The following is a 25,488-nucleotide window of genomic DNA, read 5'->3' on the forward strand; positions in this document are numbered from 1 at the left end:
ATGTTACGGAAGGGATGAAGAGGATATGATTCTTAGGGAACTAAACATGGTTCGGATTCGAGAGGAGGATTGCAGTTAATTTCAGACAAGGGATGATATTATTCGAGGAATGCTGATATTTCTGGACAAGTGCTGATAATTTCCTTGGAGCGCTGATAATTATGGACGAGTGCTGATAACTTCCCCGTAATGTTGATTTCTTTGGACAGCCGCTGATAACTTTTCCGGAACGCTGATATCTTCGGACAGCCGCTGATAACTTTTCTGGAGTGCTGATATCCTTGAACAACCGCTGATAACTTCTCCAGAATGCCGATATCCCTAGTCAAGTGCCGATAACTTCTCTGGAGTACTGATATCTCTAGACAACCGCTGATAACTTCTCTAGAGTGCTGATATCTCTAGACAACCGCTGATAACTTCTCTAGAGTGCTGATATCTCCGGACAACCGCCGATAACTCCTCGACGAGGCGGATGCAATACATCACATCCGCTTGCCACCTGCCCGAAAAAAGGCAATAAAAAAAGCCATTCCCCATTGGGAATGACCTGTTTGCCCGGCGACGTCCTACTCTCACAGGGGGAAGCCCCCGACTACCATCGGCGCTGAAGAGCTTAACTTCCGTGTTCGGTATGGGAACGGGTGTGACCTCTTCGCCATCGTCACCAGACTCTTGAGCTTGTTCGCTCAAAACCGGATAAAACCAACATTGTCTGCCACAAGCCATGCAACCTTTGTATTGAGGTCAAGTCCTCGATCGATTAGTATCCGTCAGCTCCATGCGTCGCCGCACTTCCACCCCGGACCTATCCACCTCATCTTCTTTGAGGGATCTTACTTACGAATGTAAAGGGAAATCTCATCTCGAGGGGGGCTTCATGCTTAGATGCTTTCAGCATTTATCCCGTCCACACATAGCTACCCAGCGATGCCTTTGGCAAGACAACTGGTACACCAGCGGTGTGTCCATCCCGGTCCTCTCGTACTAAGGACAGCTCCTCTCAAATTTCCTGCGCCCGCGACGGATAGGGACCGAACTGTCTCACGACGTTCTGAACCCAGCTCGCGTACCGCTTTAATGGGCGAACAGCCCAACCCTTGGGACCGACTACAGCCCCAGGATGCGATGAGCCGACATCGAGGTGCCAAACCTCCCCGTCGATGTGGACTCTTGGGGGAGATAAGCCTGTTATCCCCGGGGTAGCTTTTATCCGTTGAGCGATGGCCCTTCCATGCGGAACCACCGGATCACTAAGCCCGTCTTTCGACCCTGCTCGACTTGTAGGTCTCGCAGTCAAGCTCCCTTATGCCTTTGCACTCTGCGAATGATGTCCAACCATTCTGAGGGAACCTTTGGGCGCCTCCGTTACACTTTAGGAGGCGACCGCCCCAGTCAAACTGCCCGCCTGACACTGTCTCCTGCCCGGATCACGGGCATGGGTTAGAAGTCCAATACAGCCAGGGTAGTATCCCACCAATGCCTCCACCGAAGCTGGCGCTCCGGCTTCCAAGGCTCCTACCTATCCTGTACAGGCTGCACCGGAATTCAATATCAGGTTACAGTAAAGCTCCACGGGGTCTTTCCGTCCTGTCGCGGGTAATGCGCATCTTCACGCATATTATAATTTCACCGAGTCTCTCGTTGAGACAGTGCCCAGATCGTTACGCCTTTCGTGCGGGTCGGAACTTACCCGACAAGGAATTTCGCTACCTTAGGACCGTTATAGTTACGGCCGCCGTTTACTGGGGCTTCAATTCGAAGCTTCGCTTGCGCTGACCTCTCCTCTTAACCTTCCAGCACCGGGCAGGCGTCAGCCCCTATACGTCACCTTACGGTTTTGCAGAGACCTGTGTTTTTGCTAAACAGTCGCCTGGGCCTATTCACTGCGGCTCTCTCGGGCTATTCACCCTACCAGAGCACCCCTTCTCCCGAAGTTACGGGGTCATTTTGCCGAGTTCCTTAACGAGAGTTCTCTCGATCACCTTAGGATTCTCTCCTCGCCTACCTGTGTCGGTTTGCGGTACGGGCACCTCCCGCCTCGCTAGAGGCTTTTCTTGGCAGTGTGAAATCAGGGACTCCGGGGAATAATTCCCCTCGCGGTCACAGCTCAATGTTACAGGAACGGGATTTGCCTCGTTCCACACCTCACTGCTTCGACGCGCATGACCAACAGCGCGCTCACCCTATCCTACTGCGTCCCCCCATTGCTGATAGCGGCGGGGAGGTGGTACAGGAATATCAACCTGTTGTCCATCGTCTACGCCTTTCGGCCTCGACTTAGGTCCCGACTGACCCTGAGCGGACGAGCCTTCCTCAGGAAACCTTAGGCATTCGGTGGAAGGGATTCTCACCCTTCTTTCGCTACTCATACCGGCATTCTCACTTCCAAGCGCTCCACCAGTCCTTCCGGTCTGGCTTCGACGCCCTTGGAACGCTCTCCTACCACTGACACCAATGGTGTCAATCCACAGTTTCGGTGATCCGTTTAGCCCCGGTACATTTTCGGCGCAGCGCCACTCGACCAGTGAGCTATTACGCACTCTTTAAATGGTGGCTGCTTCTAAGCCAACATCCTGGTTGTCTGGGCAACGCCACATCCTTTTCCACTTAACGGATACTTGGGGACCTTAACTGGTGGTCTGGGCTGTTTCCCTCTCGACTACGGATCTTATCACCCGCAGTCTGACTCCCAAACCTAAATCATCGGCATTCGGAGTTTGTCTGAATTCGGTAACCCGGGATGGGCCCCTAGTCCAAACAGTGCTCTACCTCCGAGATTCGTTGTTTGAGGCTAGCCCTAAAGCTATTTCGGAGAGAACCAGCTATCTCCAGGTTCGATTGGAATTTCACCGCTACCCACACCTCATCCCCGCACTTTTCAACGTACGTGGGTTCGGGCCTCCAGTAAGTGTTACCTTACCTTCACCCTGGACATGGGTAGATCACCTGGTTTCGGGTCTACGACCCCATACTCATTCGCCCTGTTCAGACTCGCTTTCGCTGCGGCTCCGCCTTCTCGGCTTAACCTTGCATGGAATCGTAACTCGCCGGTTCATTCTACAAAAGGCACGCCATCACCCCTTAACGGGCTCTGACAACTTGTAGGCACACGGTTTCAGGATCTGTTTCACTCCCCTTCCGGGGTGCTTTTCACCTTTCCCTCACGGTACTGGTTCACTATCGGTCACTAGGGAGTATTTAGCCTTGGGAGATGGTCCTCCCGGATTCCGACGGAATTTCACGTGTTCCGCCGTACTCAGGATCCACTCTGGAGGGGATGGACTTTCGGCTACGGGGCTATTACCCGCTGCGGCGGACCTTTCCAGGTCGCTTCGCCTAACCCATCCCTTTGTAACTCCGTATAGAGTGTCCTACAACCCCAGGAAGCAAGCTTCCTGGTTTGGGCTCTTCCCGTTTCGCTCGCCGCTACTCAGGGAATCGAATTTTCTTTCTCTTCCTCCGGATACTTAGATGTTTCAGTTCTCCGGGTCTGCCTCATGTACGCTATGTATTCACGTACATGTACTGCCCCATTACGGGCAGTGGGTTTCCCCATTCGGAAATCTCCGGATCAATGCTTACTTACAGCTCCCCGGAGCATATCGGTGTTAGTGCCGTCCTTCATAGGCTCCTAGTGCCAAGGCATCCGCCGTGCGCCCTTTCTAACTTGACCATAATGGTCGATCGTTCGGCCATAGCGATACGGCTTCCAGATCGTTACAAAGACTTGCATGTTCAATCACAAAAAGTGATCGACTCGGTTGATTACTTGTGTTTGTTGCTTTCAATGTCGTTTTATCCAGTTTTCAAGGAACAAAAATACTCCCATTATGGAGTAAGTTGGTGGAGCCTAGCGGGATCGAACCGCTGACCTCCTGCGTGCAAGGCAGGCGCTCTCCCAGCTGAGCTAAGGCCCCAGAAGTATATGATGGTGGGCCTAAGTGGACTCGAACCACCGACCTCACGCTTATCAGGCGTGCGCTCTAACCAGCTGAGCTATAGGCCCCTTCCGGGATTGTATGAAGTTTCGATTATATGAACCTTCAAAACTGAACGCAAAACGTCAACGTATGAACCCGAAGTTCATATTCCGTAAATATCCTTAGAAAGGAGGTGATCCAGCCGCACCTTCCGATACGGCTACCTTGTTACGACTTCACCCCAATCATCTGTCCCACCTTCGGCGGCTGGCTCCCGTAAGGGTTACCCCACCGACTTCGGGTGTTACAAACTCTCGTGGTGTGACGGGCGGTGTGTACAAGACCCGGGAACGTATTCACCGTGGCATGCTGATCCACGATTACTAGCGATTCCGGCTTCATGCAGGCGAGTTGCAGCCTGCAATCCGAACTGGGAACGGTTTTATGGGATTGGCTCCCCCTCGCGGGTTCGCAGCCCTCTGTACCGTCCATTGTAGCACGTGTGTAGCCCAGGTCATAAGGGGCATGATGATTTGACGTCATCCCCACCTTCCTCCGGTTTGTCACCGGCAGTCACCTTAGAGTGCCCAACTGAATGCTGGCAACTAAGATCAAGGGTTGCGCTCGTTGCGGGACTTAACCCAACATCTCACGACACGAGCTGACGACAACCATGCACCACCTGTCACCGCTGTCCCCGAAGGGAAAGGCATGTCTCCATGCCGGGCAGCGGGATGTCAAGACCTGGTAAGGTTCTTCGCGTTGCTTCGAATTAAACCACATGCTCCACCGCTTGTGCGGGTCCCCGTCAATTCCTTTGAGTTTCAGTCTTGCGACCGTACTCCCCAGGCGGAGTGCTTAATGCGTTAGCTGCAGCACTAAGGGGCGGAAACCCCCTAACACTTAGCACTCATCGTTTACGGCGTGGACTACCAGGGTATCTAATCCTGTTTGCTCCCCACGCTTTCGCGCCTCAGCGTCAGTTACAGACCAGAAAGCCGCCTTCGCCACTGGTGTTCCTCCACATCTCTACGCATTTCACCGCTACACGTGGAATTCCGCTTTCCTCTTCTGTACTCAAGTCCTCCAGTTTCCAATGACCCTCCACGGTTGAGCCGTGGGCTTTCACATCAGACTTAAAGGACCGCCTGCGCGCGCTTTACGCCCAATAATTCCGGACAACGCTTGCCACCTACGTATTACCGCGGCTGCTGGCACGTAGTTAGCCGTGGCTTTCTGATAAGGTACCGTCAAGGTACGGGCAGTGACTCCCGTACGTGTTCTTCCCTTACAACAGAGCTTTACGATCCGAAAACCTTCTTCGCTCACGCGGCGTTGCTCCATCAGACTTCCGTCCATTGTGGAAGATTCCCTACTGCTGCCTCCCGTAGGAGTCTGGGCCGTGTCTCAGTCCCAGTGTGGCCGATCACCCTCTCAGGTCGGCTACGCATCGTCGCCTTGGTAGGCCGTTACCCCACCAACTAGCTAATGCGCCGCGGGCCCATCCTGCAGTGACAGCCGAAACCGTCTTTCAGAGTTCCTCCATGCGGAGGAACTGATTATTCGGTATTAGCCCCGGTTTCCCGGAGTTATCCCCATCTGCAGGGCAGGTTGCCCACGTGTTACTCACCCGTCCGCCGCTAACTTCAGGGAGCAAGCTCCCATCCGTCCGCTCGACTTGCATGTATTAGGCACGCCGCCAGCGTTCGTCCTGAGCCAGGATCAAACTCTCCATAATAGAAGAAAATGAATAGCTCATTTCTTGCTGGCATCAGTTAAGATGTCAATTTTGAATCCGAAGATTCGTTTTGTCCGTTTCACCGACGGGGTCGGCTTCCGGACTTTATTTGTTGACGTTTTGCTGTTCAGTTTTCAAGGTTCATTTCGTTGCCGGTGTGTTTCGCAGCAACTCTTATATCATATCAAGCTGCGTCCATAATGTCAACAACTTTTTTCGATTTCTTTTTTCGTTGTTTGCCGTTATGTGAAGCGCAACGTTCTTTACTATACTCCGATGTCTTCTACTTTGCAACCCCTAAATTAAAAAAAGTTTAGTTTTTTGGTGTAGAGAAAGAAAAAACAGCTATACCACGCCGCTTTGGCCGGTAGCTGTTCTTCGTTTCTCAACTGAAGCCTCATAAGAGAACTGCCAAAGTGCATAGGGATACGAATCCCGGTATTCCTAAAATGGCCAAAATCAGCCCTGATGCAATATTTACAGGTACATAGACACCGATAAATCCACCTGCAATATTCATGGCGAATAATAGTAGGAAGGCGAATGCGAGCCGGAACCAAAATATCGATAGCCGTTCCGCTCCATTTCGAATCTGCTTTTTATCCAGCATCAATAATAGAAGAAGTGCAACGCCGACCGTTGCGAGAATGATAATATTCACGGGAAACGCCCCTTTCCATAATTGGTCCAGTATATGCGTCCCTCTTCATATATATCAGTCCTTGCCAAGTCGGCGTTCTTTAGCTTCTTTAAATAGATAGAAATGTTTGCTCTCTGCTATTTTTCGCTGGGTAATGACTTCTAGATCATAATCATTTATATACCGTTCGATTTCTCTTGCGTTCTCCCATTCTTCCTTCGTCTCCATCATGAGAGAACGGAGCCGCTCATCGAATTCCTTTTTCAATTTCCTCTTTCGGCCAAACATCCAAGCCACCCCTTATAGTTCCCGGCGACCTTCCAGTGCCTTTGACAATGTCACTTCGTCCGCGTATTCCAGATCTCCGCCGACCGGCAGACCGTGAGCGATCCTGGTTGTCGTGATACCAGATGGTTTTACAAGACGGGAAATATACATCGCGGTCGCTTCTCCTTCAATTGTCGGATTGGTTGCCAATATGAGCTCTTGCACTTCTTCATCTTGCAGACGGGTCAATAAGGAAGGAACATTGATATCCTCCGGTCCGATTCCGTCCATTGGAGAAATGGCTCCATGCAACACATGATATAACCCGTTATAATCCCTCATCTTCTCCATTGCAATGACGTCTTTCGGATCTTGGACGACGCAAATCATGGAGTGGTCTCGGCGCGAATCTTGGCAAATATGGCATGGATCGATATCGGTAATATGCCCGCACACGGAGCAGAAACGCAGATTCCGTTTTGCATCCACAAGTGCTTTCGCGAAATCTAGTACGGTATCTTCTTTCATTCCCAATACAAAAAACGCCAGCCGGCCCGCTGTTTTCGGGCCGATGCCTGGCAGCTTCATAAAACTATCAATCAGTTTTGAAATCGGTTCTGGATAGTGCATCCTTTTACCTCCTAGAACATTCCAGGAAGGTTCAATCCTTTCGTGAATTGACCCATAGTGGAGTTCGCTAATTCTTCCGCTTTTGTCATTGCTTCGTTGGTAGCGATGACGACTAGATCTTGCAGCATTTCAACATCTTCCGGATCGACTACAGACGGATCGATGATCACTTCCAACACTTCTTTATGGCCTGAGACGATCACTTTGACCATTCCGCCTCCTGCTGTCCCTTCCAGGCGCTCTTCCCCTAGCTTTTCTTGCGCATCCGCCATTTTCTTTTGCATCTTCTGCATTTGTTTCATCATGCCCTGCATATTCCCCATACCACGCATGTCAATTCCTCCTTAAGTGTTAGTCATCATAGACTTGAATAAAATCTTCGCCAAAAATTTTAGCCGCTTCTGTTACGACCGGATCGGCGTTTTCTTGTTCTGCCTCTGTTACAAAAGACAGGGTCTCCTCCGCAACCGGTTCTTCCTCGGTGGAAGTTGAACCTTGCTGTTTTCCAAGGCCATTGGTTCGGATGAAATCCTCCCTCACCTTCAGCCAACCTTCTTCCGGGACGTATACCACCTCATATGGTTTTCCCGTCCGTGAACGAAGCGCCTCGGATAGACCCGATCGAAGCGAAGGATTTTCCGAAGCCATCAGGCAATGGATTTCATACTTGAATTTTAGCACAAAAGCACTCTCGGATGCTGCAACCGGTTCTGTTTCTTCGAGAAGGGCCGCATGCGATTTTTGCATCGTCTGCATCATCCCTGCCCACTCTTGTCGAATAGTCAAGATATCTTGTTTTGTTGCAGCTTTCAGCACTTCATGAATTCTTCCGACCGGAACTTTAAATGATTGTGAAGATTTGGATGCACTCTTCCGTGCTTGGGCAGGGCGTTCTTCTGCACGTGGCTGCCCTCCGCCGCCGTTAGCAATCTGTTGACGCAACTCATGAACGGTCCGTTCCAGCATTTCAACCTTTTCCATCAGAGCCGGATCGCCTGCTGAGTGGGTAGCTCCGTCTCCCCCGACGGGTTGTTGCCTGACGTGGATCATTTTCAAAAGTGCGGACTCGATGTAGACTTTGGCATGGTTGGAAAAGCGCATTTCCTGCTGCGTTTTCGCTAATATGTCGATGAACGCATACAGGACATCCATGTCAAATGTCTGTGCCAGCTCCACGAAGCGCGGATCACCGGCGATTAATTCCAGCAAGTCCTTCAGGTCAGGGGCGGTGCGAAGCAGGAGAAGGTCACGGAAGAAAGTGATCAGATCCTCGGCTAACCGACCGACGTCCTTCCCTTCTGCAATCAATGAATCCAATAAGGAAATCGCCGTTCCTGCGTCTCTTTCAAGCAAGGCTTCCGCTAATTGATAGAAAATGTCTTCCCCGATCGAGCCGGTGACAAGAAGGGCGTCTTCCACAGTTACCCGATCACCACTGAAAGAGACAACTTGATCGAGCATGCTGAGCGCATCCCGCATCCCTCCCGAAGCAGCCTGGGCAATCACTTTCAAGGCCCCCTCATCCGACTCGATTCCCGCATCGGCTAGTACCGTTTTCATCCGTTCGATAATTTCGACAGATGTAATCGGTTTAAAATCGAAGCGTTGACACCGGGAAATGATGGTCAAAGGAAGTTTATGCGGCTCGGTCGTCGCCAATATGAAGACGACGTGAGAAGGTGGTTCTTCCAATGTTTTTAGAAGCGCATTAAACGCCGAGTTCGAAAGCATATGCACCTCATCGATGATATACACTTTGAATCGGGCACTCGACGGGGCGAACCGGACTTTCTCAATAATATCCCGCATCTCTTCCACCCGGGAATTCGACGCCGCGTCAAATTCAATGACGTCGGTATTGGAGCCATCCGTAATGCTTCGGCAGCTCGGACAATCATTGCATGGTTCCTTCGCAGGCCCATTTTCACAGTTCAACGCTTTGGCAAAGACCTTCGCTGCACTGGTTTTCCCTGTCCCCCGTGGTCCGGAGAACAGATAGGCGTGGGTTGTCTTATTATGAAGGAGGGCATTCTGAAGTGTCTGCTTCACATGATGCTGCCCGGACATCTCAGTGAATGACTGAGGCCTGTATACACGGTAAAAAGCTTGATACACCAACAGTTCCCTCTCCTTTAGACGCATTGCGGTATTAGATTAAGTATAGCATATTGCCTTGTTTAAAACCTTTCTAGAAGCAATAAAAAACCCGCCCGCAAAAACGGACGAGTGAATGGATAAATTCAAGCCGTGCACCTTCCTTCGACTGCAGCACATAGGCGTTACTCCTGTCGCCAGCTCGGTCTAGGCGACCCTGCGGCACATGGGAGGATCCACTTAATGCTGCTTCCTTCCGGACCTGACATGGTTCATGGGTTCCCATTGCGCAGGACCCAAACGTCAACACTACGTGCAAGAGGCAGACCCTACAATACATGCAGCCTCGAGAAGGAATTCAGTCTTGCTAGAGCGGATTGCAAGTTACAGGACACCGCTACCTTCCCACCTAGCACGGCATTCACTAGTATACCGTTTTCCAGGCCGAAATGCAAACGTTTATTTGCCAATCGAACAGCGCAGGGTTCGATTTGCCGTATTTCTGTGCACTTTGCAAAAATTAAGGCACGCTTCTCGAACAGCGAAGCGCTCGATTTACCTTAATTTCTGCGCACTTTGCAGAAATTAAGGCACATTCACAATCTTGCATGTATGCTGCCCCGGAGCTAGACGTGACAACGCCTGATACAAAGGTTATTGACTCCACCAGATAACCGTGGTACATTATTCTTTGTCCGACACGGAGGAATACCCAAGCCTGGCTGAAGGGATCGGTCTTGAAAACCGACAGGGGTGTTAAAGCCCGCGGGGGTTCGAATCCCTCTTCCTCCGCCATTTTTATACTTAATACATAACCTTGTAAAACTGTTACGTAATCGTGGCGGTTTTTTATTTTTTATTTCAGGGCTAATCAACCTGCTTCTAGGACATTCCCATCCTTATCGACTACCTCGAATTCGGCCGGAAACGTGTCCTGCACGCCATCAGGCAACTTCTCGCTAACCATGAAATTCTCCTGATCCGCAACATGTATGACAAATTCATATGTAGTTCTGCCTAGCGTCTTCACGTTGATATGGTCGATGGTCAGGTTGTCATTGCGCCCGAACACAACGCCGTAGAAACCATCATTCGTTTGGAACTCCCTATATGTGAGCGGCTGTGTTGTGCCTAGACTCATAAATTTCATCTTGCCATTCCACCCTTTGACAAAATGGGCATAGCCATAGACCCCGTCTTCAAATAATACCCGGGCCAGCCAGGAATCCGATTCGCCTAGCTGCATCCAGCCGACCACCGCCGATACGCCCATCCCGCTTTTCTTTGCATCGAACTCAATCAGAAATTCTTCCGCCGCTTCTTCGCTTTTCGGTATGCTGTAGGTGCTAAAGTAACCGACCGCATATACGCCGAAGCCGATTAGCACCACAGCCAAAAACATTACTGCTCTTTTCATAAGACGCCTCCCGTTCCAATTAAAACCATATCTTCTCGATGACAAAAGAGGCAGCCGAGGCTGCCTCTTTCATTTCAAGACCGCACCGTCACTAGACGGCTGTACGGCCAACCCTTTATAATACGGGAACTTTTCCATCAATTGATCTGCAATCCTAGCTTCTTCACCGGATTTCACCGCAATGAAAATCGAAGGGCCCGCCCCGCTGATCGTCATGCCGTAAGCGCCGATTTCCTTGGCGGCCAAACGGATTTCCTCAAAATCGGGAAACAGATGCTTCCGGTACGGCTCATGGAAAATATCCTGTTCCATCATCTTGCCAGCGGTCGCCCAGTCATCCCGGGCAATGGCTGCGGCCATGACACTGCTAGCGGCACTTCCTAATGTCGCTTCTGCATGCAGCAGCTGTCCTGGGAGAAGTCCACGGGATTCTTCCGTTCGCAATGCTGCCGGCGGAACTAGAATAACGGCACCCATCTCGGGCTTCCGGATATGGACGATATCAATCGAGTCCCCAACATAATAGGAAATGGTCACGCCGCCGAGAAGTGCTGCTGATACATTATCCGCATGCCCTTCCATCTCGCTGCCGATTTTCACCTTTTCCATCGGAGTAAGGTCCAATCCTGCCAGCTGATCCGCAATTTCAATGCCTGCCGCAATGGCGGTCGCGCTGCTTCCGAGTCCTTTTCCCAAAGGTATATCAGAATGGACGCGGAGGCCATGCGTGGAAACTTTCTTATCGTATCGCGCCGCTACTTTTAGGACTGTCTGGACAATCAAATTGTCCGCCCCATTTGGAAGGCTTCCATATTCGTCGCCATCATAGGAGACACTCCATGCTTCAGATGGTTCCACGTCGACTGTCATGTATAAGGCGAGAGCAAGCCCGATGCTGTCGAACCCCGGGCCAAGATTTGCCGTGGTCGCGGGGACGACGACTGAAAAATTGGCCTCCGTCATCAGTTTTTGCCTTCTTTCAACTCGCTGAGGATTTGATCGAACTGTTCACGTGAAAGGAACGGCTCGTCCTTGTTCACTTCAATTGCCGTATCCGGGTCTTTCAATCCATTCCCTGTCAAGATAGCAACGACAGTCGATCCTTTTTTCAACAAACCGCTCTCGACTTGTTTTTTCAAGCCGGCAATCGATGCGCAAGACCCCGGTTCTGCAAATACCCCTTCCGTGGAAGAGATCAAGCGGTATGCTTCCAGGATTTCTTCATCCGTAACGGACAAAATGTTACCCTTCGATTCCGCCAACGCATTTTTCGCCAGCTGCCAGCTTGCCGGGTTGCCGATCCGGATTGCCGTTGCAACAGTTTCCGGATTTTCGAATACACGGTCATAAACGATTGGTGCAGCACCATCCGCCTGCACGCCTAGAAGTTCCGGAAGGTCAGTTCCTTTTTTCTCCGCATACTCCTTGAATCCCTTCCAAGCAGCAGAGATGTTCCCTGCATTCCCAACTGGAAGCGCGAAAATATCCGGCACTTTTCCAAGCTGTTCAATTGTTTCAAAAGCGATCGTTTTTTGTCCTTCCAATCGGTGAGGGTTCACCGAGTTGACAAGAGCGATATCCCCTTCACCCGCTTCACGCACCATCTGAAGCGCCTCATCGAAATTCCCTTCAATTTGCAGAATTTCCGCGCCGTACATTCTTGCTTGCGCCAGTTTTCCAAGCGCAATGCGTCCTTCCGGAATAACGACAATCGTCCGCATGCCCGCACGTGCGCCGTAAGCTGCAGCCGATGCCGATGTATTTCCGGTAGATGCACAAATGAGGATCTTCTTGCCTTCTTCTTTCGCTTTCGCAACTGCCATGACCATTCCGCGGTCTTTGAAGGAACCTGTCGGATTCGTCCCTTCCGTTTTCACATATAAATCAATGCCCCATTGTTCGGACAGAGTTTTCATATGAATGAGGGGTGTGTTCCCTTCTTGCAATGTCAACGCCGGTGTATTTTCCGTGACCGGCAACCATTCTTTATACTCTTCGATCAAACCGTTCCATCTTTTCATCGTGATTCCCCCTCCACCCGGTAGTGACTCAATACATGGATCACTTCAGGTGTTTCATTTAATTCATTCATAATATCCAAATGCTGCTGGCGTGAAATCTGATGTGTAATGAAAATCAGATCCGCTTCAACGCCATTGTCCGAATCTTGGATGACTGTCGCCAGGCTAGCCCCGTATCTACTATAGATGGCAGTCAATTTGGTCAACACACCCACTTCATCCTTCACGCGGATCCGGTGGAAATAGCGGGCGAACTTTTGATCGTCCGTTTTCACATGACGTTCATGCTGAGGCGAGTGGGTTCTTCTTCCATTTACTCCCATCAACAGATTGCGGCAAGCAGCCACGATATCTGCTGTGACGGAAGTGGCAGTCGGCAGTGAGCCGGCGCCCGGTCCGTAGAACATCGTCTCTCCGACAGCTTCTCCATATACATAGACGGCATTGAACTCATTGTTCACTGATGCCAGTGGATGGGAATTCGGCAAAAGGACAGGCTCTACAGCCACTTCAATGCCATCGCCATTCTTTTTAGCAGAACCGGCAAGTTTGACTGTATAGCCGAATTGTTCTGCCAATTCTAAGTCGCCGTCCTGGATTTCCCGCAGGCCGCGGACGAATACATCATCCAAACGGACTTCGGTAGAGAATGCGAGAGATGCCAAGATGACCATCTTCCGTGCTGCATCGATTCCATCGACATCGGCAGTCGGATCCGCCTCGGCGAAGCCCAATTCCGTCGCTTCCGCCAACGCATCCTCATAAGACATGTTCTCGTGTTTCATTTTCGTCAGGATGAAGTTCGTCGTACCATTGACAATCCCAGTCAACGCGCTGATCCGATCCGATGCCAATCCATCTTCAAGTGTACGGATTAACGGGATTCCGCCTCCTACACTCGCTTCGAAAAAGAGGTCACATTTATTTTCATCCGCCAGTTGCAAAAGGTCAAGCCCATATTCAGCCATGACGTCTTTATTCGCCGTTACGACGCCCTTGCCAGCATTCAATGATTTTTCAATCGCCTCGCGTGCTTCCGAAGTGCCCCCGATCACTTCCACGATCAAATCTATGGAAGAATCGCCAAGAATCTCATCAAGATCGGTCGTGAACACGTCCGCCGGAAGATCACAGTCCCTTTCCTTGTTAAGATTCTTTACAAGAACTTTCTTAATGGATACCGGAACACCAAGCTTATGCTGCAAATCTTCTTGGTGGTTGTCCAGAATTTTAGCAACACCGCTGCCGACCACTCCGAACCCTAGTAATCCAATATTAATTTCATTTTTCATTTGACGATTCTCCTATCTATATGTACACTATGAAAAAACACATGTTCATTGCATAAGGACATTATAGTGAAAAACATCAACAAGTACAACCCTGTTTTTGTTATAATCAAATAATACATCCAATGGACAATTTTAAAAAGATAGGATTTGGTGAAAAAATGAAAGTATGTAAATTTGGCGGAACATCGGTTGCAACAGCAGATCAGATCAAGAAAGTGGCGGATATCGTCCTATCCGATCCAACGCGTAAAATCGTCGTTGTTTCCGCTCCGGGCAAACGCTCCGATGAGGACACGAAAGTGACGGACCTGCTAATCCGTTTAGCTGAAGCAGCACTAGACGGAAAAGATGCAACAGCACAGCTGGGGGAAGTTGTGGAACGGTATCGCCAAATTGCGGAAGGCCTCGAACTTTCCAATGACATCGTACAAATCATCGAACGCGATTTGAAAGAACGTCTGGAAGGCGATAAAAACGATTCAACCCTCTTTACAGACACATTGAAAGCTGCTGGAGAAGACAACAATGCCAAACTGATTGCCGAGTATTTCTCTTCCATCAGTATTGAAGCTCAATATATCTCGCCAAAAGAAGCCGGTCTCCTCGTCAATCAACGCCCAGCACGTGTACAGGCCCTGCCGGAAGGTGATGCACAACTGGCGAAACTGAGAGAGCTGCCAGGCATCATCGTATTCCCAGGATTTTTCGGCTTCACGGAAGACGGAACGTTACGAACATTCAATAGAGGAGGGTCGGATATTACAGGCTCGTTGCTGGCAGCTGCCACCGATGCCGAACTCTATGAAAATTTCACGGATGTCGATTCGGTCTTCGCCGCCAACCCGCGTATCGTGGATGAGCCGGCAGCCATTAGTAAAATGACATACCGGGAAATGCGCGAACTGGCGTATGCCGGCTTCTCTGTTTTCCATGATGAAGCGTTGATTCCGGCTTTCCGCCGCTCGATTCCGGTCTGCATTAAAAACACGAATAACCCGAGCGCACCAGGGACATTGATCGTGAAAGAACGCGACCATTCGTCTCAGCCAGTTATCGGAATCGCCGCGGACCATGGTTTCTCCACCTTATTCGTCGATAAATTCCTAATGAACTTGGAAATCGGGTTCGGACGCCGCCTTCTTCAAATCTTGGAAGAGGAAGAGATTCCATACGAGCATACGCCATCCGGCATCGATAACTTGTCGGTGATCATTCGCAGCCGCTTCCTGACACCGGGCAAAGAGCAGCGGATTTTGGAACGGGTCAAAGAGGAGCTGAAGCCGGATAAAGTCTTCTTCAATCATGATTACTCCATGATCGTACTTGTCGGGGAAGGAATGCGCGACACGACAGGTTTGGCTGCACGTGCTGCTGGAGCGATTGCCCGCACCGGCACAAGCATCCAGATGATCAATCAAGGATCTTCGGAAGTGAGCTTGGTCTTCGGCGTCCTGAAAGAAGACGAAACAATCATCCTAAAAGAGTTGTATAAAGAGTTCTTTTCGAATATCAAAGTCTGTTCCTAATCCAAAAGGTTGTCCTCCAACTAGTCATACTGGAGGACAGCCTTTTACCTTTTGCTTACTATAATTATCCTTGGAAAATAGCCGATGCAGCTTGTTAATCGTAAACCCCGAATGGTATGCTTATACCAAATAAATAGGCTATTCGGTAAGGAGGGAATGCAATTGATCGACCATAAAAGTGCACTACCACTCCATATACAATTAAAACGAGCTATCGAAAAAAATATTAACAATCGGCTTTACAAGGAAAAGATACCTAGCGAACGGGAATTAATCGAGAACTTTGCGGTCAGTCGCAGTACTGTCCGGGAGGCTATTAATCTGTTGGTAATCGAAGGGATCCTTGAAAAAAGGCATGGAATCGGAACATTTATCACATCCAGACCTATCAACGACTGGCCCGGAAATTTATATAGCACGACCGAAATCATCCAGATGATGGGGATGGAACCGGGTGCTCGGCTGATTGACCATTATAAAACAAAGCTAAGTGAACCGATTGCTTCATTGACTGGTTTGGACGAAGGATATTATATCAAGCGGCTCCGTTATGCAAACCATATCCCGATGGGCATCGAGCGCCATTATTATCCGGTAGAAATCGGAGAAAAGCTCCTACAATTTGATTTGAACGATGCCACTATGTACGACTTGCTTGAAAAAGAGTTGAACATCCGTTTAGGGGAGTCTGATCAGACCGTGACGAGTACGTTATTGTCTGAGGAAGATATCGAACTTATTTCAAAGGACAACCAACCGCATGCCCTTCGGGTGGAACGCGTGATACGGGACAATGAAGGCGCCTTCATCGAGTACGAGGACGCCCTGTACCGGCCAGACCTCTATGCCATCAAGATTAAGTCATCCCGCAAGTTATCCCGTTGATTCTTTAATTTTTGCTGACGTGCGGTTCCATTACCTAATGGTAGATATTTTTACATCGTACATTCCTTTCAACAACAAGACTGTAAGCGAACCCGTCATTTCAAGTTCACTTACAGTCTTCATTAAATAAGCTAGTCTGCTGTCCGGCTCAGAAGGAGTATGTTTCCCTTACTTCGGGCAGAGTTAGAGAAGGGGACTTGCTGTATACGACTTCCCCGTCAATTACTGTTGCAAGCACTTCAATGTCCTTAATATGCATCGGATCCACGTTTGTCGGGTCTTCAGCTAAGACAGCAAAATCTGCTGCTTTCCCTACTTCAACGCTCCCCATCTCGTCCTCTTCGAAATTTAACCGCGCCCCGTATATTGTCATCGACTTCAATGCTGTTTCAACGTCTATTTTCTGATCCGGACCAAGGATCTCCCCGTTTCTTGTTACACGATTCACGGCCGCCCATACAGAAAATAACGGCGAAATCGGTGTAATTGGGCAATCCGAATGGAGGGTGAACAGCATATCCAGCTCATCCGCTTCCTTCAATGGATTGATCCGTTGTGCACGCTCATGCCCGAGGAAAATATCCCGATGGCGATCTCCCCAATAGTAAACGTGGTTAATGAAGAAAGAAGCCGCGATGTCCAGTTCCCGCATTGTTTCTAAATCATGTTTAGACGCCGTCTGCACATGTTCAATCCGATGTCGGTGATCGCGTTCTACTCCATTTTTTATAGCGTATTCATATGCCTCAATGACAGAGCCGATTGCGCGGTCCCCATTGCCATGCGTTGCAATTCGGAATCCCCTGTTGTGGAAATCAAGTGCAAATTCATTGAGTTTTTCTTGATCAAATATCAACTCACCGTACAATTGCTCATCACAACTATAAGGTTCACGAAGTGCGCCTGTCAGCCCTTGGATGGAACCATCCTGAAAGAGCTTGGCGCTGTCCAGCTTCGCCTTCCCACCTGTTCTACCTTGAATCTCTCTATCAAGTTCTTCCGCTGTATATGTGCTAAATGCCCCATTTCCTGACAGGAGATGATTTAACACCATAAAACGCATTTTCATCGGATTTGCTTTCTCATTGACCGCTCGGATATGTACGTCGAATTCCCTTTCGCCCAGCAACAATCCGACCCCCGCGTCTGTATTCGTCGTAATTCCTTGCGAAGTATAATCGATTGCCGCTTCTTTCAGTAATTGAACAAGTTCGTCTGCCTGTGGAATCGGGATATGTTGGAACACGAGATCCATGGCACCCGGTTCATACAGCACTCCCGTTAATTCACCCGCTTCATCCTTCCCTATATGTCCTCCTTCAGGCTGAGGGGTGTTTTCATTCACACCGGCAAGACGTAACGCGGCAGTATTCGCGACAGCCAAGTGTCCTGAGATATGCCGGATGAAAATCGGATGCTCCGTACTAACCACATCGAGATCTTGTTTTGTTGGGTGCCGTTTCTCCAACAGCAAGGTATCATCGTATCCAAAGCCGAGAACCCAATCTCCCTTTTCAGTTTTACCCGTAAATTGTGCGACACTGGCCTGCATATCCGCGATGGATTCATTACGTGGCGACGTACAATCTACTTGTCGTTTATATTGCGCATACATCAAGATATGGTTATGCGTATCAATGAAGCCCGGAAGCAGGGTTGCCCCTTTCAGATCAAATTCCTGTGTCCCCTTCACCTGTTCGATTTCATGATAAGGCGGTACTTGTTCAGGCCAAATTCCGGTAATGCGACCCTTGTACGCTGTCAGCGAAGCCCCCCTTGTCCCTTGCTCGTCAAGCGTTAGGATATTGGCATTCTTAATAATGAAATCCGCTTGGATCATTTGATAACCTCATTTCTAAAAAAGTTTAATATACAATAAACAAATTCATTAAATAAATCATTAGCGGTATCGTTGTTAAGGCGAAGATTGTTGACAAAACAGTTGTAAGTGCCCCCATATCTTCGTCGGCTGAGTATTTTGCAAATAGAATAGAGGCCAGTGTTAAAGTCGGCATCATCGATTGAATGAGTATCGTTTGAATGACCAGTGGTTCAACCCGAATAAAATACATCAAGATTGCAGCAAACACTGGCAATAAGATTAGTTTTACAAATATCGGCAGCATTACCTTAGACCCGACCTCACGCACTTTGGAACGACGAACTGTCATAATAAGGACACCGATGTAAAACATCGCTAGCGGGGCTGCCAATGCTGCCAGTTGGTCCGTAACTAAAATAATTGTCGAAGGCGGCTTAACGTGAAAATAGGCTGCCACCAAGCCGATTACAATTGCTGCAATCGGAATATTAATCATGGATTTCAAAGTCTGAAAAGCAAACTTCCTATTTTTCTGAAGCATGATGACTCCAACTGTCCAAATGGTCAAATCGACTCCAGCGTCAAATATCGCTGCAAACAAAGCCCCTTTTGGTCCTAGTAGAATCGCGCAAAGGGGAATACCGATAAAACCTGTATTCCCTAAACCGGATAATAACGCAAGTTCATTCTTTTTATTCGAATGTCGATAAAATACCGTCGCAAAGAGCCAGCCAATGCCGATCCCCATTATATTAATGATAATTGACAGACAAAAGACAAGCGCAATCATTTTGAACGTGTCTTCTTCCATTTCCACATTAAAAATACTAGAAAGAATAATACAAGGCATCGCCACATTCACTATTAGGCTGATAAACATTTTTCGTGTATCATCATTAAATGGAAACGTTCTGGTGAGAAGTGCACCTATTACGATCATCACTGTAATAACCGTAATTGATTGAAAAACAACTGCAATTTCCATTTAAATCCTCCTAGCCTTATTCATTGACCAACGCTAACTGTTTATGACATCATTACCAGTTTATCTGTCAAATTGAATTTAAATCGATAGATGAACAATGGACGAATTCCACTGTTATGACCTTGCCTGTTCAACTCCCATACTATCCTGCTGCTCCAATGCCAAGGCCGGATCAATCTCATCTTTCAGTGCAAAATAGTATGCTACCACTTCTTCGTCCTCCGAATGCTTCGTCATTAAACTCACCGTTACTAGGACAAGAAAAGATACAATAATACCTGGAACAATTTCATGCAAACCAAATGGATTTCCGATTAGGCTCCATACTAAAGCAACAGGAAGCGAGGTAATAGTACTCCAGATGACGCCTGTTTTTGTTGCCCGTTTCCAGAACATGGCCGCCAAGACTGGCATAACGAGCGTAACAGCAGACAGCGATAGGGCGTATGTGAAAATAACCATGATATCTTTGATGAATAAAGCGATGGCAAGTCCCGCCAAAGCCATTCCCGATACAGAAAGACGAGAAACTAACAATAACTTTTTATCTGTCGCTTTAGGATTAATCCAATTCAAATAAATATCATTTGAAATATTCGTCGCACCACTTAATAAAAATGAAGTGGCCCCAGTTAATACAGCCGCAAACAGCGAGATCATAAAGAGACCACCAATTGCCGGATGTGCAATCATCGTCATAAAATTAGTATAAACAAGGTCATCTGGTGTTCCTGCTGGAAGAGCAAGCTTGGCAACGACGCCAATCCCAATTGCAAATATACTTACAACCCCGCATAAGAAATAGCCTGTCGCTACTGCACGCACAGCAATTTTTTCCGTTTTTGCTGCGGAAAACCGTTGCCAAGTTGTTTGCCATACAATATAAAATGGACCAAAGATGATAAGATAGTTAAACATTTCAACTGGCGTAAAAGAGAAAAAGCTTAATAGTTCCCCAGGTGTTTCATCCAAAACGACTTGAAAACCTCCGACGTGGTGGAGTCCCATGAAGAACATAATGACCAATCCTGCGATAATCAAGACAGATTGCACGGCGTCTGTCCATGAAACGCCTGGCATTCCACCGAAAATAGTGAAACATACACATACAACAAATCCAAGCAGCATGGCCCAAAATAACGGTATTCCGACAATAGAGGTTAAGATGGAGCCCATTCCGACAATTTGCATTCCAAAAACCGGTGTCATATACAATACACTAACAACAAGGGCCGGAATGAGCCCAGCAGCTTTCCCAAAACGACGTACAAATAAATCTGGTACAGTATATAACTTCAGCTTTCGAATGGTTGCGCCTAAGACAAAAGCAAGAATCATTGAAACTATTACATACGGAATCGTTGCCGTAAACCAAGTCATCCCCATAGAAAAACCTTTTCCTGCATTTCCGATGATTGCCGAGGCTCCCAAGGCAGTAGCAATGATACTTCCTGCGATCGGGAAAAACCCAAGACTGAAGTTGGCCATTACATATTCATCAGACGATTTAATTTTTCTTGAAAAGTAAATACTTATAATAGAGAGACCAACCAGAAAGGCGATAAGCCAAGCGAGCCACCAATTCATTTGTAACACTCCTTTTTCCCCAAGTGATAATGTCGTCATGTCATCATAACCAGTATGCGTATATCCTAGGTAAGCGCTTGCATAAAGTTATGATTCCCTATTTTATTTTAGTACTTCTTAAAAGTCAATAGTCAATTTAAAATTATCTGACAAGTGGACTTACTATCGTACCGTTGCTTATACCGGTTACGATGGAAGAATATTTCCGTTCGAAAACTTCATTCCTCCCTATTTTTTCGTATATGATCGGTTTGTAGTTCACGTTTCTGCAATCACCTTGGCAAGCAATATTACGTCATCACGACCAATAAAAAATAGCCGCCTCAATTAAGAGACAGCCCCATCACGGAAAATCTTCAGGTAAAGACTGAGGGGAACATCTTGAAAATACCCTCTGAAATCATATCCGCCATTGCCAGAGCTTCCAGCTCAATCTGGTCAAACACTTCGATATCCAATTCAAAATTTCGATCGATCATGCAGATGACCTCCATTTTGGTCAATGTCAAATGGTCGTAAAACATTTTTCGGATACCTTCGAGATTGATATACGGGCTGATTTTATTTAAAAACACCGCCAGGTCATCCGCATTTCGATACCAATCCTTTTCCAATTTCATCGCTTGTTCCGTATTTCCCGCCAATACGGCCTTGACCAATTCGGCCGCGGTTGTCAAATGCTCTTTGACTAGCCGACTATATTCATCCGCAACGGCATCGCCATAATAAGGTCGCAGAAGCTCCCCCATATCCGTCGCATTGCGAAGCAGCCTCGTCAAGACAAATTCAATATCCGGTAAATTAAACACCAGACTGATGATCGCCATCCGTGTCCATGAGACATGCTGCTCCCATAAAAGACGATGTCGATTCCAAAATGCCACCTTTGCCGTACTTACACAGGACGACGACTGCACTGGGCGACTGTATTGGTAAACTGGAAAATAACCGATTGGGCTACAAACCCATTTCAAATTCCCTCACTCCCCCCTATACATACTATTCAGGGGAAAGAAAATCATCCACTCATCTGACATGTTGTAAAACTGAACCAATCCGTTCCACAATTTTTTCCACTTCTTCCGGCCTTCTAAGCAAATCATAGTCGCTGACGTCAACCCGCAACACCGGACAAGCGTTGAATGAGTCGATCCAGTCCGCATAGCGCGCATACATCTCTGTCCAATAGGAAATGGGCGTCTCCTGCTCCATCGGCCGTCCACGTTCCCGGATGCGCTCCAAAATGACGTCGGGCGAGCCTTCCAAATAAATGAGGACGTCGGGATGCGGGAAATACGGGGTCATGACCATCGCTTCGAACAAATCGGTGTAGGTCGCATAATCGACCGGATCCATCGTCCCATTTTCCATGTGCATCTTTGCAAAAATCCCCGTATCTTCGTAGATCGACCGATCTTGGACAAACCCGCCGCCATATTCAAACATCCGTTTCTGCTCCTTGAACCGCTCTGCCAGGAAGTAAATTTGCAAATGGAAGCTCCATTTCTCGAAGTCGTCGTAAAAGCGTTCAAGATACGGATTCTCATTCACCTTTTCAAATGAAGTCCTGAATTCCAATGCCTCGGCAAGCGCCTGAGCCATCGTCGATTTTCCGACGCCGACTGTGCCCGCCACCGTAATCACTGCATTATGAGGGATGTGATATTGATCTCGCAGTTTCATTGCGAAAAAGCTCCTTTATCCAATACCGCCTGAATCGCCTTCAAGATGGTATCCCGGTCGGTTTGATTGTTTACAAAGTCGGTTGCATCCCCATCAAACCGCAAGACGGGAATGGATGGATGCGCCTGTTCAAACTCATTCATAAAAATTTCATAGTCATCCGTCAGCTGTCTCAAATAGGCAGTATCCATATTTTTTTCGAACTCCCGACCCCGTTTGGCGATCCGTTCCATCAGTTTATCCAAACTGGCATGTAAATAGATGATGATATTCGGAACGGGCATATCCCGTGTTAAAATCATGTAGATCTCTTCATATTTTTGATACTCTGCAGGGGGCAATGTCCGTTTTGCGAAGATCAAATTTTTGAATATATGATAATCGGAGACAACCGGTTGTGGATCGGCAAGCATCCCCTGCTTGATGTCGTTTAGTTGCTTGTATCGGTTACAAAGGAAGAACATTTCCGTCTGAAAACTCCATTCCTCCATGTTCCCATAAAATTTATCTAAAAACGGATTTTCGTATACGATTTCCTGTAAAGGTTTGTAATTCCACGTTTCCGCAATCGTCTTGGCGAGCGATGTCTTGCCGACACCGATCGGCCCCTCGACCGCCAGGAAGGGTATTGCCATCAAAAGCCCACCTTTCAAATTCCATGTTCCTCATTCTATCATATCCATTGTTTTTTCCACGTGGAACAATTTAGACGTGATTTCGAATTTCCATGCTAAAATAAACTCAAGGAGCGATGAACATGGATGTATTCGAAACGGACCGATCGTTCATGAGATTGGCGATTGAGGAAGCAAAAATGGCGGAGGCGCTTGGAGAAGTGCCGATTGGCGCGGTGATTGTCCATGAGGGCAACGTCATTGCGCGTGCTCATAACCTACGCGAGACTTCCCAAAATGCTGTAACGCATGCGGAATTATCCGCTATTCAGGAAGCTTGCCAAACACTCGGCAGCTGGCGGTTGGAACAGACAACCCTCTATGTCACATTGGAGCCTTGCCCGATGTGTGCAGGCGCCATTCTGCAATCGAGAATTCCCCGCGTCGTCTACGGTGCCCGCGATCCGAAAGGCGGCTGTGTCGATTCCTTATACCGGTTGCTGAACGACCCGCGGTTCAACCATGAATGCGATGTAACCGAAGGCATCATGGGCGAGGAATGTGGAGACATGCTATCCGCCTTTTTCAGGGCGATCCGGGAAAGAAAAAAGAGTGAGAAAAAGGCTGCGTCCGAAATCGAATGATCCGGATGCAGCCTTTACGTATTATCGGATAACTTCTTTGCCGCCCATGTATGGACGAAGGACTTCTGGAATGACGACGGAGCCGTCTTCTTGTTGGTAATTCTCTAGAATGGCAGCTACCGTCCGACCAATTGCCAGTCCGCTTCCATTCAACGTATGGACGTATTCAGGCTTCGCTCCCGCTTCACGACGGAACCGGATGTGAGCCCGGCGCGCTTGGAAATCTTCGAAATTGGAACAAGACGAGATTTCACGATAGGTGTTCTGCGTCGGAATCCATACTTCGATATCATATTTCTTGGCAGCCGTGAAACCAAGATCTGCCGTGCACATTTTCAGAACGCGATACGGCAAGTTCAGCAATTGAAGTACTTTCTCCGCATGGCCTGTCAGTTTCTCAAGTTCATCATACGACTCTTCCGGCTTCACAAAGCGGACGAGTTCCACTTTGTTAAACTGATGCTGGCGAATCAAACCGCGTGTGTCACGGCCTGCAGATCCTGCTTCAGAACGGAAGTTGGTGCTGTATGCGGCAAACGCTGCCGGCAGCTGAGCCCCATCCAAAATCTCATCTCGATAGAAGTTAGTGACGGGCACTTCAGAAGTCGGGATCAGGAAGTAATCCTCTTCCTCAACTAGGAAAGCGTCCTCTTCAAATTTCGGCAGCTGGCCTGTCCCGGTCAAGCTCGTCCGGTTTACCAAGTACGGCGGCAGCATCTCTTCATAGCCATGCTCCTCAATATGAAGATCCAGCATGAAATTGATCAATGCCCGCTCCAGCCGCGCGCCAAGACCGCGATAAAAGACGAACCGACTGCCTGTCACTTTCGCCGCGCGCTCAAAGTCCAACAGATTCAGATCGGTGCCGAGTTCCCAATGCGGTTTCGGCTCGAAAGAGAATTCCGGTTGTGCTCCCCAAGTCCGCACTTCGACGTTGTCATCTTCGCTATCGCCGACAGGGACGCTTTCATGCGGAATGTTCGGAATGCGCATCATGACGTAGTTCAGCTCTTCTTCTACCTGATTCAATTCCTCGTCCAGCTTTTTGATTTCATCGCCGACTTCACGCATTCGCGCGATGACATCGTCAGCATTTTCCTTATTGCGTTTCATCATGGCCACTTGTTGCGATACTTCATTGCGTTCCGCCTTCAACACTTCCACTTTGGCAATCAATTCACGCCGTTTTTCATCGAGCCCCCCGAATTTATCGAAATCCGTAAGGTCTTCCCCGCGTTTCGACAGCTTTTCTTTCACACCATCGAAATCAGCCCGGATTTTTTTAATATCTAACATGGACAATTCCTCCCTCAATATGGACGATCATGGAAAAGTGCAACAAAAAAAGCCCGTCATCCCCCTGGAAAAGGGACGAGAGCTACCCGCGTTGCCACCCAAATTGATTGGACTCCATCCAATCCGCTTCATTGAAATAACGGTTCAAGTACCGGCACGAGCCTACTCCTCTTCGGCCCGGCTACTCAGGGACGGATTCACAATTCCCTCTATCGGCTCGCACCACCCGCCGACTCTCTTGAAAAGGGTTGCCTTGCTACTACTTCCCATCATCGTCACATGTTTGAAATTATCCTTACTGTACTACATGGACACAGTTTTAGCAAGATTGGACCTTGTTTTTCCAAAAAGAAAGAAGACTCCGGCTGCTTCCCGAAGTCATCTTCTTTCCGCCACGATTAGGATCTGCAACGACTTGGTTGAT

The 25,488-nt window shown here is 48.4% G+C and carries 20 protein-coding genes, 3 tRNA genes, 3 rRNA genes, 1 other RNA gene and 1 other annotated feature; of the genes, 4 read left to right on the plus strand and 23 right to left on the minus strand.

The window, feature by feature from the left end:
* Window positions 1-98 precede the first annotated feature (98 nt).
* From MKY41_RS13535 to ffs, 12 genes are all read right to left on the minus strand, one after another.
* Complete coding sequence (locus tag MKY41_RS13535) at window positions 99-329, minus strand: hypothetical protein (RefSeq protein WP_340745517.1); 231 nt, start codon at window positions 327-329, stop codon at window positions 99-101.
* A gap of 227 nt (window positions 330-556) precedes the next feature.
* Window positions 557-672: ribosomal RNA gene (rrf, locus tag MKY41_RS13540) — 5S ribosomal RNA — on the minus strand.
* A gap of 71 nt (window positions 673-743) precedes the next feature.
* Window positions 744-3,676 (minus strand): 23S ribosomal RNA (locus MKY41_RS13545).
* A 168-nt stretch (window positions 3,677-3,844) separates the two neighbouring features.
* Window positions 3,845-3,920 (minus strand) — tRNA-Ala (locus MKY41_RS13550).
* Window positions 3,921-3,932: 12 nt separating this feature from the next.
* A tRNA-Ile gene (locus tag MKY41_RS13555) sits at window positions 3,933-4,009 on the minus strand.
* A 100-nt stretch (window positions 4,010-4,109) separates the two neighbouring features.
* Window positions 4,110-5,661: ribosomal RNA gene (locus tag MKY41_RS13560) — 16S ribosomal RNA — on the minus strand.
* The 16S, 23S and 5S rRNA genes sit together here with 2 tRNA genes alongside, the layout of an rRNA operon.
* Window positions 5,662-6,058: 397 nt before the next feature.
* The gene (locus tag MKY41_RS13565) at window positions 6,059-6,322 is read right to left on the minus strand and encodes a pro-sigmaK processing inhibitor BofA family protein (RefSeq protein WP_340745518.1); all 264 of its coding nucleotides are present in this window, start codon (window positions 6,320-6,322) and stop codon (window positions 6,059-6,061) included.
* A gap of 54 nt (window positions 6,323-6,376) precedes the next feature.
* Window positions 6,377-6,589 (minus strand): YaaL family protein, encoded by a 213-nt coding sequence (locus MKY41_RS13570; RefSeq protein WP_340745519.1) that lies wholly within the window; start codon window positions 6,587-6,589, stop codon window positions 6,377-6,379.
* A 12-nt stretch (window positions 6,590-6,601) separates the two neighbouring features.
* Window positions 6,602-7,198, minus strand: coding sequence for a recombination mediator RecR (gene recR, locus MKY41_RS13575; protein WP_041072437.1), 597 nt, complete (start codon window positions 7,196-7,198; stop codon window positions 6,602-6,604).
* 11 nt (window positions 7,199-7,209) lie between these two features.
* Window positions 7,210-7,530: a YbaB/EbfC family nucleoid-associated protein gene (locus MKY41_RS13580; RefSeq protein ID WP_340745520.1), complete on the minus strand. Its 321-nt coding sequence runs from the start codon at window positions 7,528-7,530 to the stop codon at window positions 7,210-7,212.
* Between the two features lie 19 nt (window positions 7,531-7,549).
* Window positions 7,550-9,316 (minus strand): DNA polymerase III subunit gamma/tau, encoded by a 1,767-nt coding sequence (gene dnaX, locus MKY41_RS13585; protein ID WP_340745521.1) that lies wholly within the window; start codon window positions 9,314-9,316, stop codon window positions 7,550-7,552.
* A 127-nt stretch (window positions 9,317-9,443) separates the two neighbouring features.
* An RNA gene (gene ffs / locus MKY41_RS13590) (signal recognition particle sRNA large type) lies at window positions 9,444-9,710 on the minus strand.
* Window positions 9,711-9,994: 284 nt separating this feature from the next.
* On the opposite strand from ffs, the gene MKY41_RS13595 reads away from it, so the two are divergent.
* A tRNA-Ser gene (locus MKY41_RS13595) sits at window positions 9,995-10,087 on the plus strand.
* A gap of 76 nt (window positions 10,088-10,163) precedes the next feature.
* Here the strand turns inward: MKY41_RS13595 and MKY41_RS13600 are convergent.
* The 4 genes from MKY41_RS13600 to MKY41_RS13615 all read right to left on the minus strand — a co-directional run bounded on the left by MKY41_RS13600 (window position 10,164) and on the right by MKY41_RS13615 (window position 14,022).
* Window positions 10,164-10,709 carry a hypothetical protein gene (locus tag MKY41_RS13600; RefSeq protein WP_340745522.1) on the minus strand — a complete coding sequence of 182 codons (546 nt, stop codon included), beginning with the start codon at window positions 10,707-10,709 and terminating at the stop codon, window positions 10,164-10,166.
* A 69-nt stretch (window positions 10,710-10,778) separates the two neighbouring features.
* Window positions 10,779-11,672, minus strand: a complete 894-nt coding sequence (gene thrB / locus MKY41_RS13605; protein WP_340745523.1) for a homoserine kinase — start codon at window positions 11,670-11,672, stop codon at window positions 10,779-10,781.
* Window positions 11,672-12,730: a threonine synthase gene (thrC, locus tag MKY41_RS13610; protein ID WP_340745524.1), complete on the minus strand. Its 1,059-nt coding sequence runs from the start codon at window positions 12,728-12,730 to the stop codon at window positions 11,672-11,674. The genes thrB and thrC overlap by 1 nt, the downstream gene beginning before the upstream one ends.
* Entirely contained in the window at window positions 12,727-14,022 is a 1,296-nt protein-coding gene (locus MKY41_RS13615; protein WP_340745525.1) for a homoserine dehydrogenase, read from the minus strand. The genes thrC and MKY41_RS13615 overlap by 4 nt, the downstream gene beginning before the upstream one ends.
* 158 nt (window positions 14,023-14,180) lie before the next feature.
* On the opposite strand from MKY41_RS13615, the gene MKY41_RS13620 reads away from it, so the two are divergent.
* Both MKY41_RS13620 and MKY41_RS13625 read left to right on the plus strand, forming a co-directional pair.
* Window positions 14,181-15,548: an aspartate kinase gene (locus MKY41_RS13620; protein WP_340745526.1), complete on the plus strand. Its 1,368-nt coding sequence runs from the start codon at window positions 14,181-14,183 to the stop codon at window positions 15,546-15,548.
* 162 nt (window positions 15,549-15,710) lie between these two features.
* Window positions 15,711-16,433: a GntR family transcriptional regulator gene (locus MKY41_RS13625; RefSeq protein ID WP_445683314.1), complete on the plus strand. Its 723-nt coding sequence runs from the start codon at window positions 15,711-15,713 to the stop codon at window positions 16,431-16,433.
* 148 nt (window positions 16,434-16,581) lie between these two features.
* Here MKY41_RS13625 and MKY41_RS13630 read toward each other — a convergent pair whose 3' ends face one another.
* From MKY41_RS13630 to MKY41_RS13655, 6 genes are all read right to left on the minus strand, one after another.
* The gene (locus MKY41_RS13630) at window positions 16,582-18,273 is read right to left on the minus strand and encodes an amidohydrolase (RefSeq protein ID WP_340745528.1); all 1,692 of its coding nucleotides are present in this window, start codon (window positions 18,271-18,273) and stop codon (window positions 16,582-16,584) included.
* Between the two features lie 25 nt (window positions 18,274-18,298).
* Complete coding sequence (locus MKY41_RS13635) at window positions 18,299-19,240, minus strand: AEC family transporter (protein WP_340745529.1); 942 nt, start codon at window positions 19,238-19,240, stop codon at window positions 18,299-18,301.
* 114 nt (window positions 19,241-19,354) lie between these two features.
* A complete protein-coding gene (locus tag MKY41_RS13640) occupies window positions 19,355-20,827 on the minus strand; it encodes a sodium:solute symporter family protein (protein ID WP_340745530.1) in 1,473 nt (490 codons plus the stop codon).
* Window positions 20,828-21,183: 356 nt separating this feature from the next.
* A complete protein-coding gene (locus MKY41_RS13645) occupies window positions 21,184-21,801 on the minus strand; it encodes a hypothetical protein (protein ID WP_340745531.1) in 618 nt (205 codons plus the stop codon).
* Between the two features lie 52 nt (window positions 21,802-21,853).
* Window positions 21,854-22,510, minus strand: a complete 657-nt coding sequence (locus MKY41_RS13650) for a deoxynucleoside kinase (RefSeq protein WP_340745532.1) — start codon at window positions 22,508-22,510, stop codon at window positions 21,854-21,856.
* Window positions 22,507-23,145, minus strand: a complete 639-nt coding sequence (locus MKY41_RS13655) for a deoxynucleoside kinase (protein ID WP_340745533.1) — start codon at window positions 23,143-23,145, stop codon at window positions 22,507-22,509. Before MKY41_RS13655 ends, MKY41_RS13650 begins: the two co-directional genes overlap by 4 nt.
* Window positions 23,146-23,267: 122 nt before the next feature.
* On the opposite strand from MKY41_RS13655, the gene tadA reads away from it, so the two are divergent.
* Window positions 23,268-23,768, plus strand: a complete 501-nt coding sequence (tadA, locus tag MKY41_RS13660) for a tRNA adenosine(34) deaminase TadA (protein ID WP_340745534.1) — start codon at window positions 23,268-23,270, stop codon at window positions 23,766-23,768.
* A 21-nt stretch (window positions 23,769-23,789) separates the two neighbouring features.
* Here the strand turns inward: tadA and serS are convergent, their stop codons facing one another.
* On the minus strand, window positions 23,790-25,064 hold the full coding sequence (serS, locus tag MKY41_RS13665; RefSeq protein ID WP_340745535.1) for a serine--tRNA ligase: 1,275 nt from the start codon (window positions 25,062-25,064) through the stop codon (window positions 23,790-23,792).
* Between the two features lie 68 nt (window positions 25,065-25,132).
* Window positions 25,133-25,346, minus strand: a binding site (T-box leader).
* Window positions 25,347-25,488 lie beyond the last annotated feature (142 nt).

Origin of the sequence: Sporosarcina sp. FSL W7-1349 (assembly GCF_038003045.1) — a bacterium.
In the GTDB taxonomy this organism is placed as follows: domain Bacteria; phylum Bacillota; class Bacilli; order Bacillales_A; family Planococcaceae; genus Sporosarcina.

Coding starts and splice junctions, on each gene's coding strand:
- MKY41_RS13570 (WP_340745519.1), bottom strand. CDS start 6,589: ATGTTTGGCCGAAAGAGGAAATTGAAAAAGGAATTCGATGAGCGGCTC.
- recR (WP_041072437.1), bottom strand. CDS start 7,198: ATGCACTATCCAGAACCGATTTCAAAACTGATTGATAGTTTTATGAAG.
- MKY41_RS13580 (WP_340745520.1), bottom strand. CDS start 7,530: ATGCGTGGTATGGGGAATATGCAGGGCATGATGAAACAAATGCAGAAG.
- MKY41_RS13600 (WP_340745522.1), bottom strand. CDS start 10,709: ATGAAAAGAGCAGTAATGTTTTTGGCTGTGGTGCTAATCGGCTTCGGC.
- thrB (WP_340745523.1), bottom strand. CDS start 11,672: ATGACGGAGGCCAATTTTTCAGTCGTCGTCCCCGCGACCACGGCAAAT.
- thrC (WP_340745524.1), bottom strand. CDS start 12,730: ATGAAAAGATGGAACGGTTTGATCGAAGAGTATAAAGAATGGTTGCCG.
- MKY41_RS13615 (WP_340745525.1), bottom strand. CDS start 14,022: ATGAAAAATGAAATTAATATTGGATTACTAGGGTTCGGAGTGGTCGGC.
- MKY41_RS13620 (WP_340745526.1), top strand. CDS start 14,181: ATGAAAGTATGTAAATTTGGCGGAACATCGGTTGCAACAGCAGATCAG.
- MKY41_RS13630 (WP_340745528.1), bottom strand. CDS start 18,273: ATGATCCAAGCGGATTTCATTATTAAGAATGCCAATATCCTAACGCTT.
- MKY41_RS13635 (WP_340745529.1), bottom strand. CDS start 19,240: ATGGAAATTGCAGTTGTTTTTCAATCAATTACGGTTATTACAGTGATG.
- MKY41_RS13640 (WP_340745530.1), bottom strand. CDS start 20,827: ATGAATTGGTGGCTCGCTTGGCTTATCGCCTTTCTGGTTGGTCTCTCT.
- MKY41_RS13650 (WP_340745532.1), bottom strand. CDS start 22,510: ATGAAACTGCGAGATCAATATCACATCCCTCATAATGCAGTGATTACG.
- MKY41_RS13655 (WP_340745533.1), bottom strand. CDS start 23,145: ATGGCAATACCCTTCCTGGCGGTCGAGGGGCCGATCGGTGTCGGCAAG.
- tadA (WP_340745534.1), top strand. CDS start 23,268: ATGGATGTATTCGAAACGGACCGATCGTTCATGAGATTGGCGATTGAG.
- serS (WP_340745535.1), bottom strand. CDS start 25,064: ATGTTAGATATTAAAAAAATCCGGGCTGATTTCGATGGTGTGAAAGAA.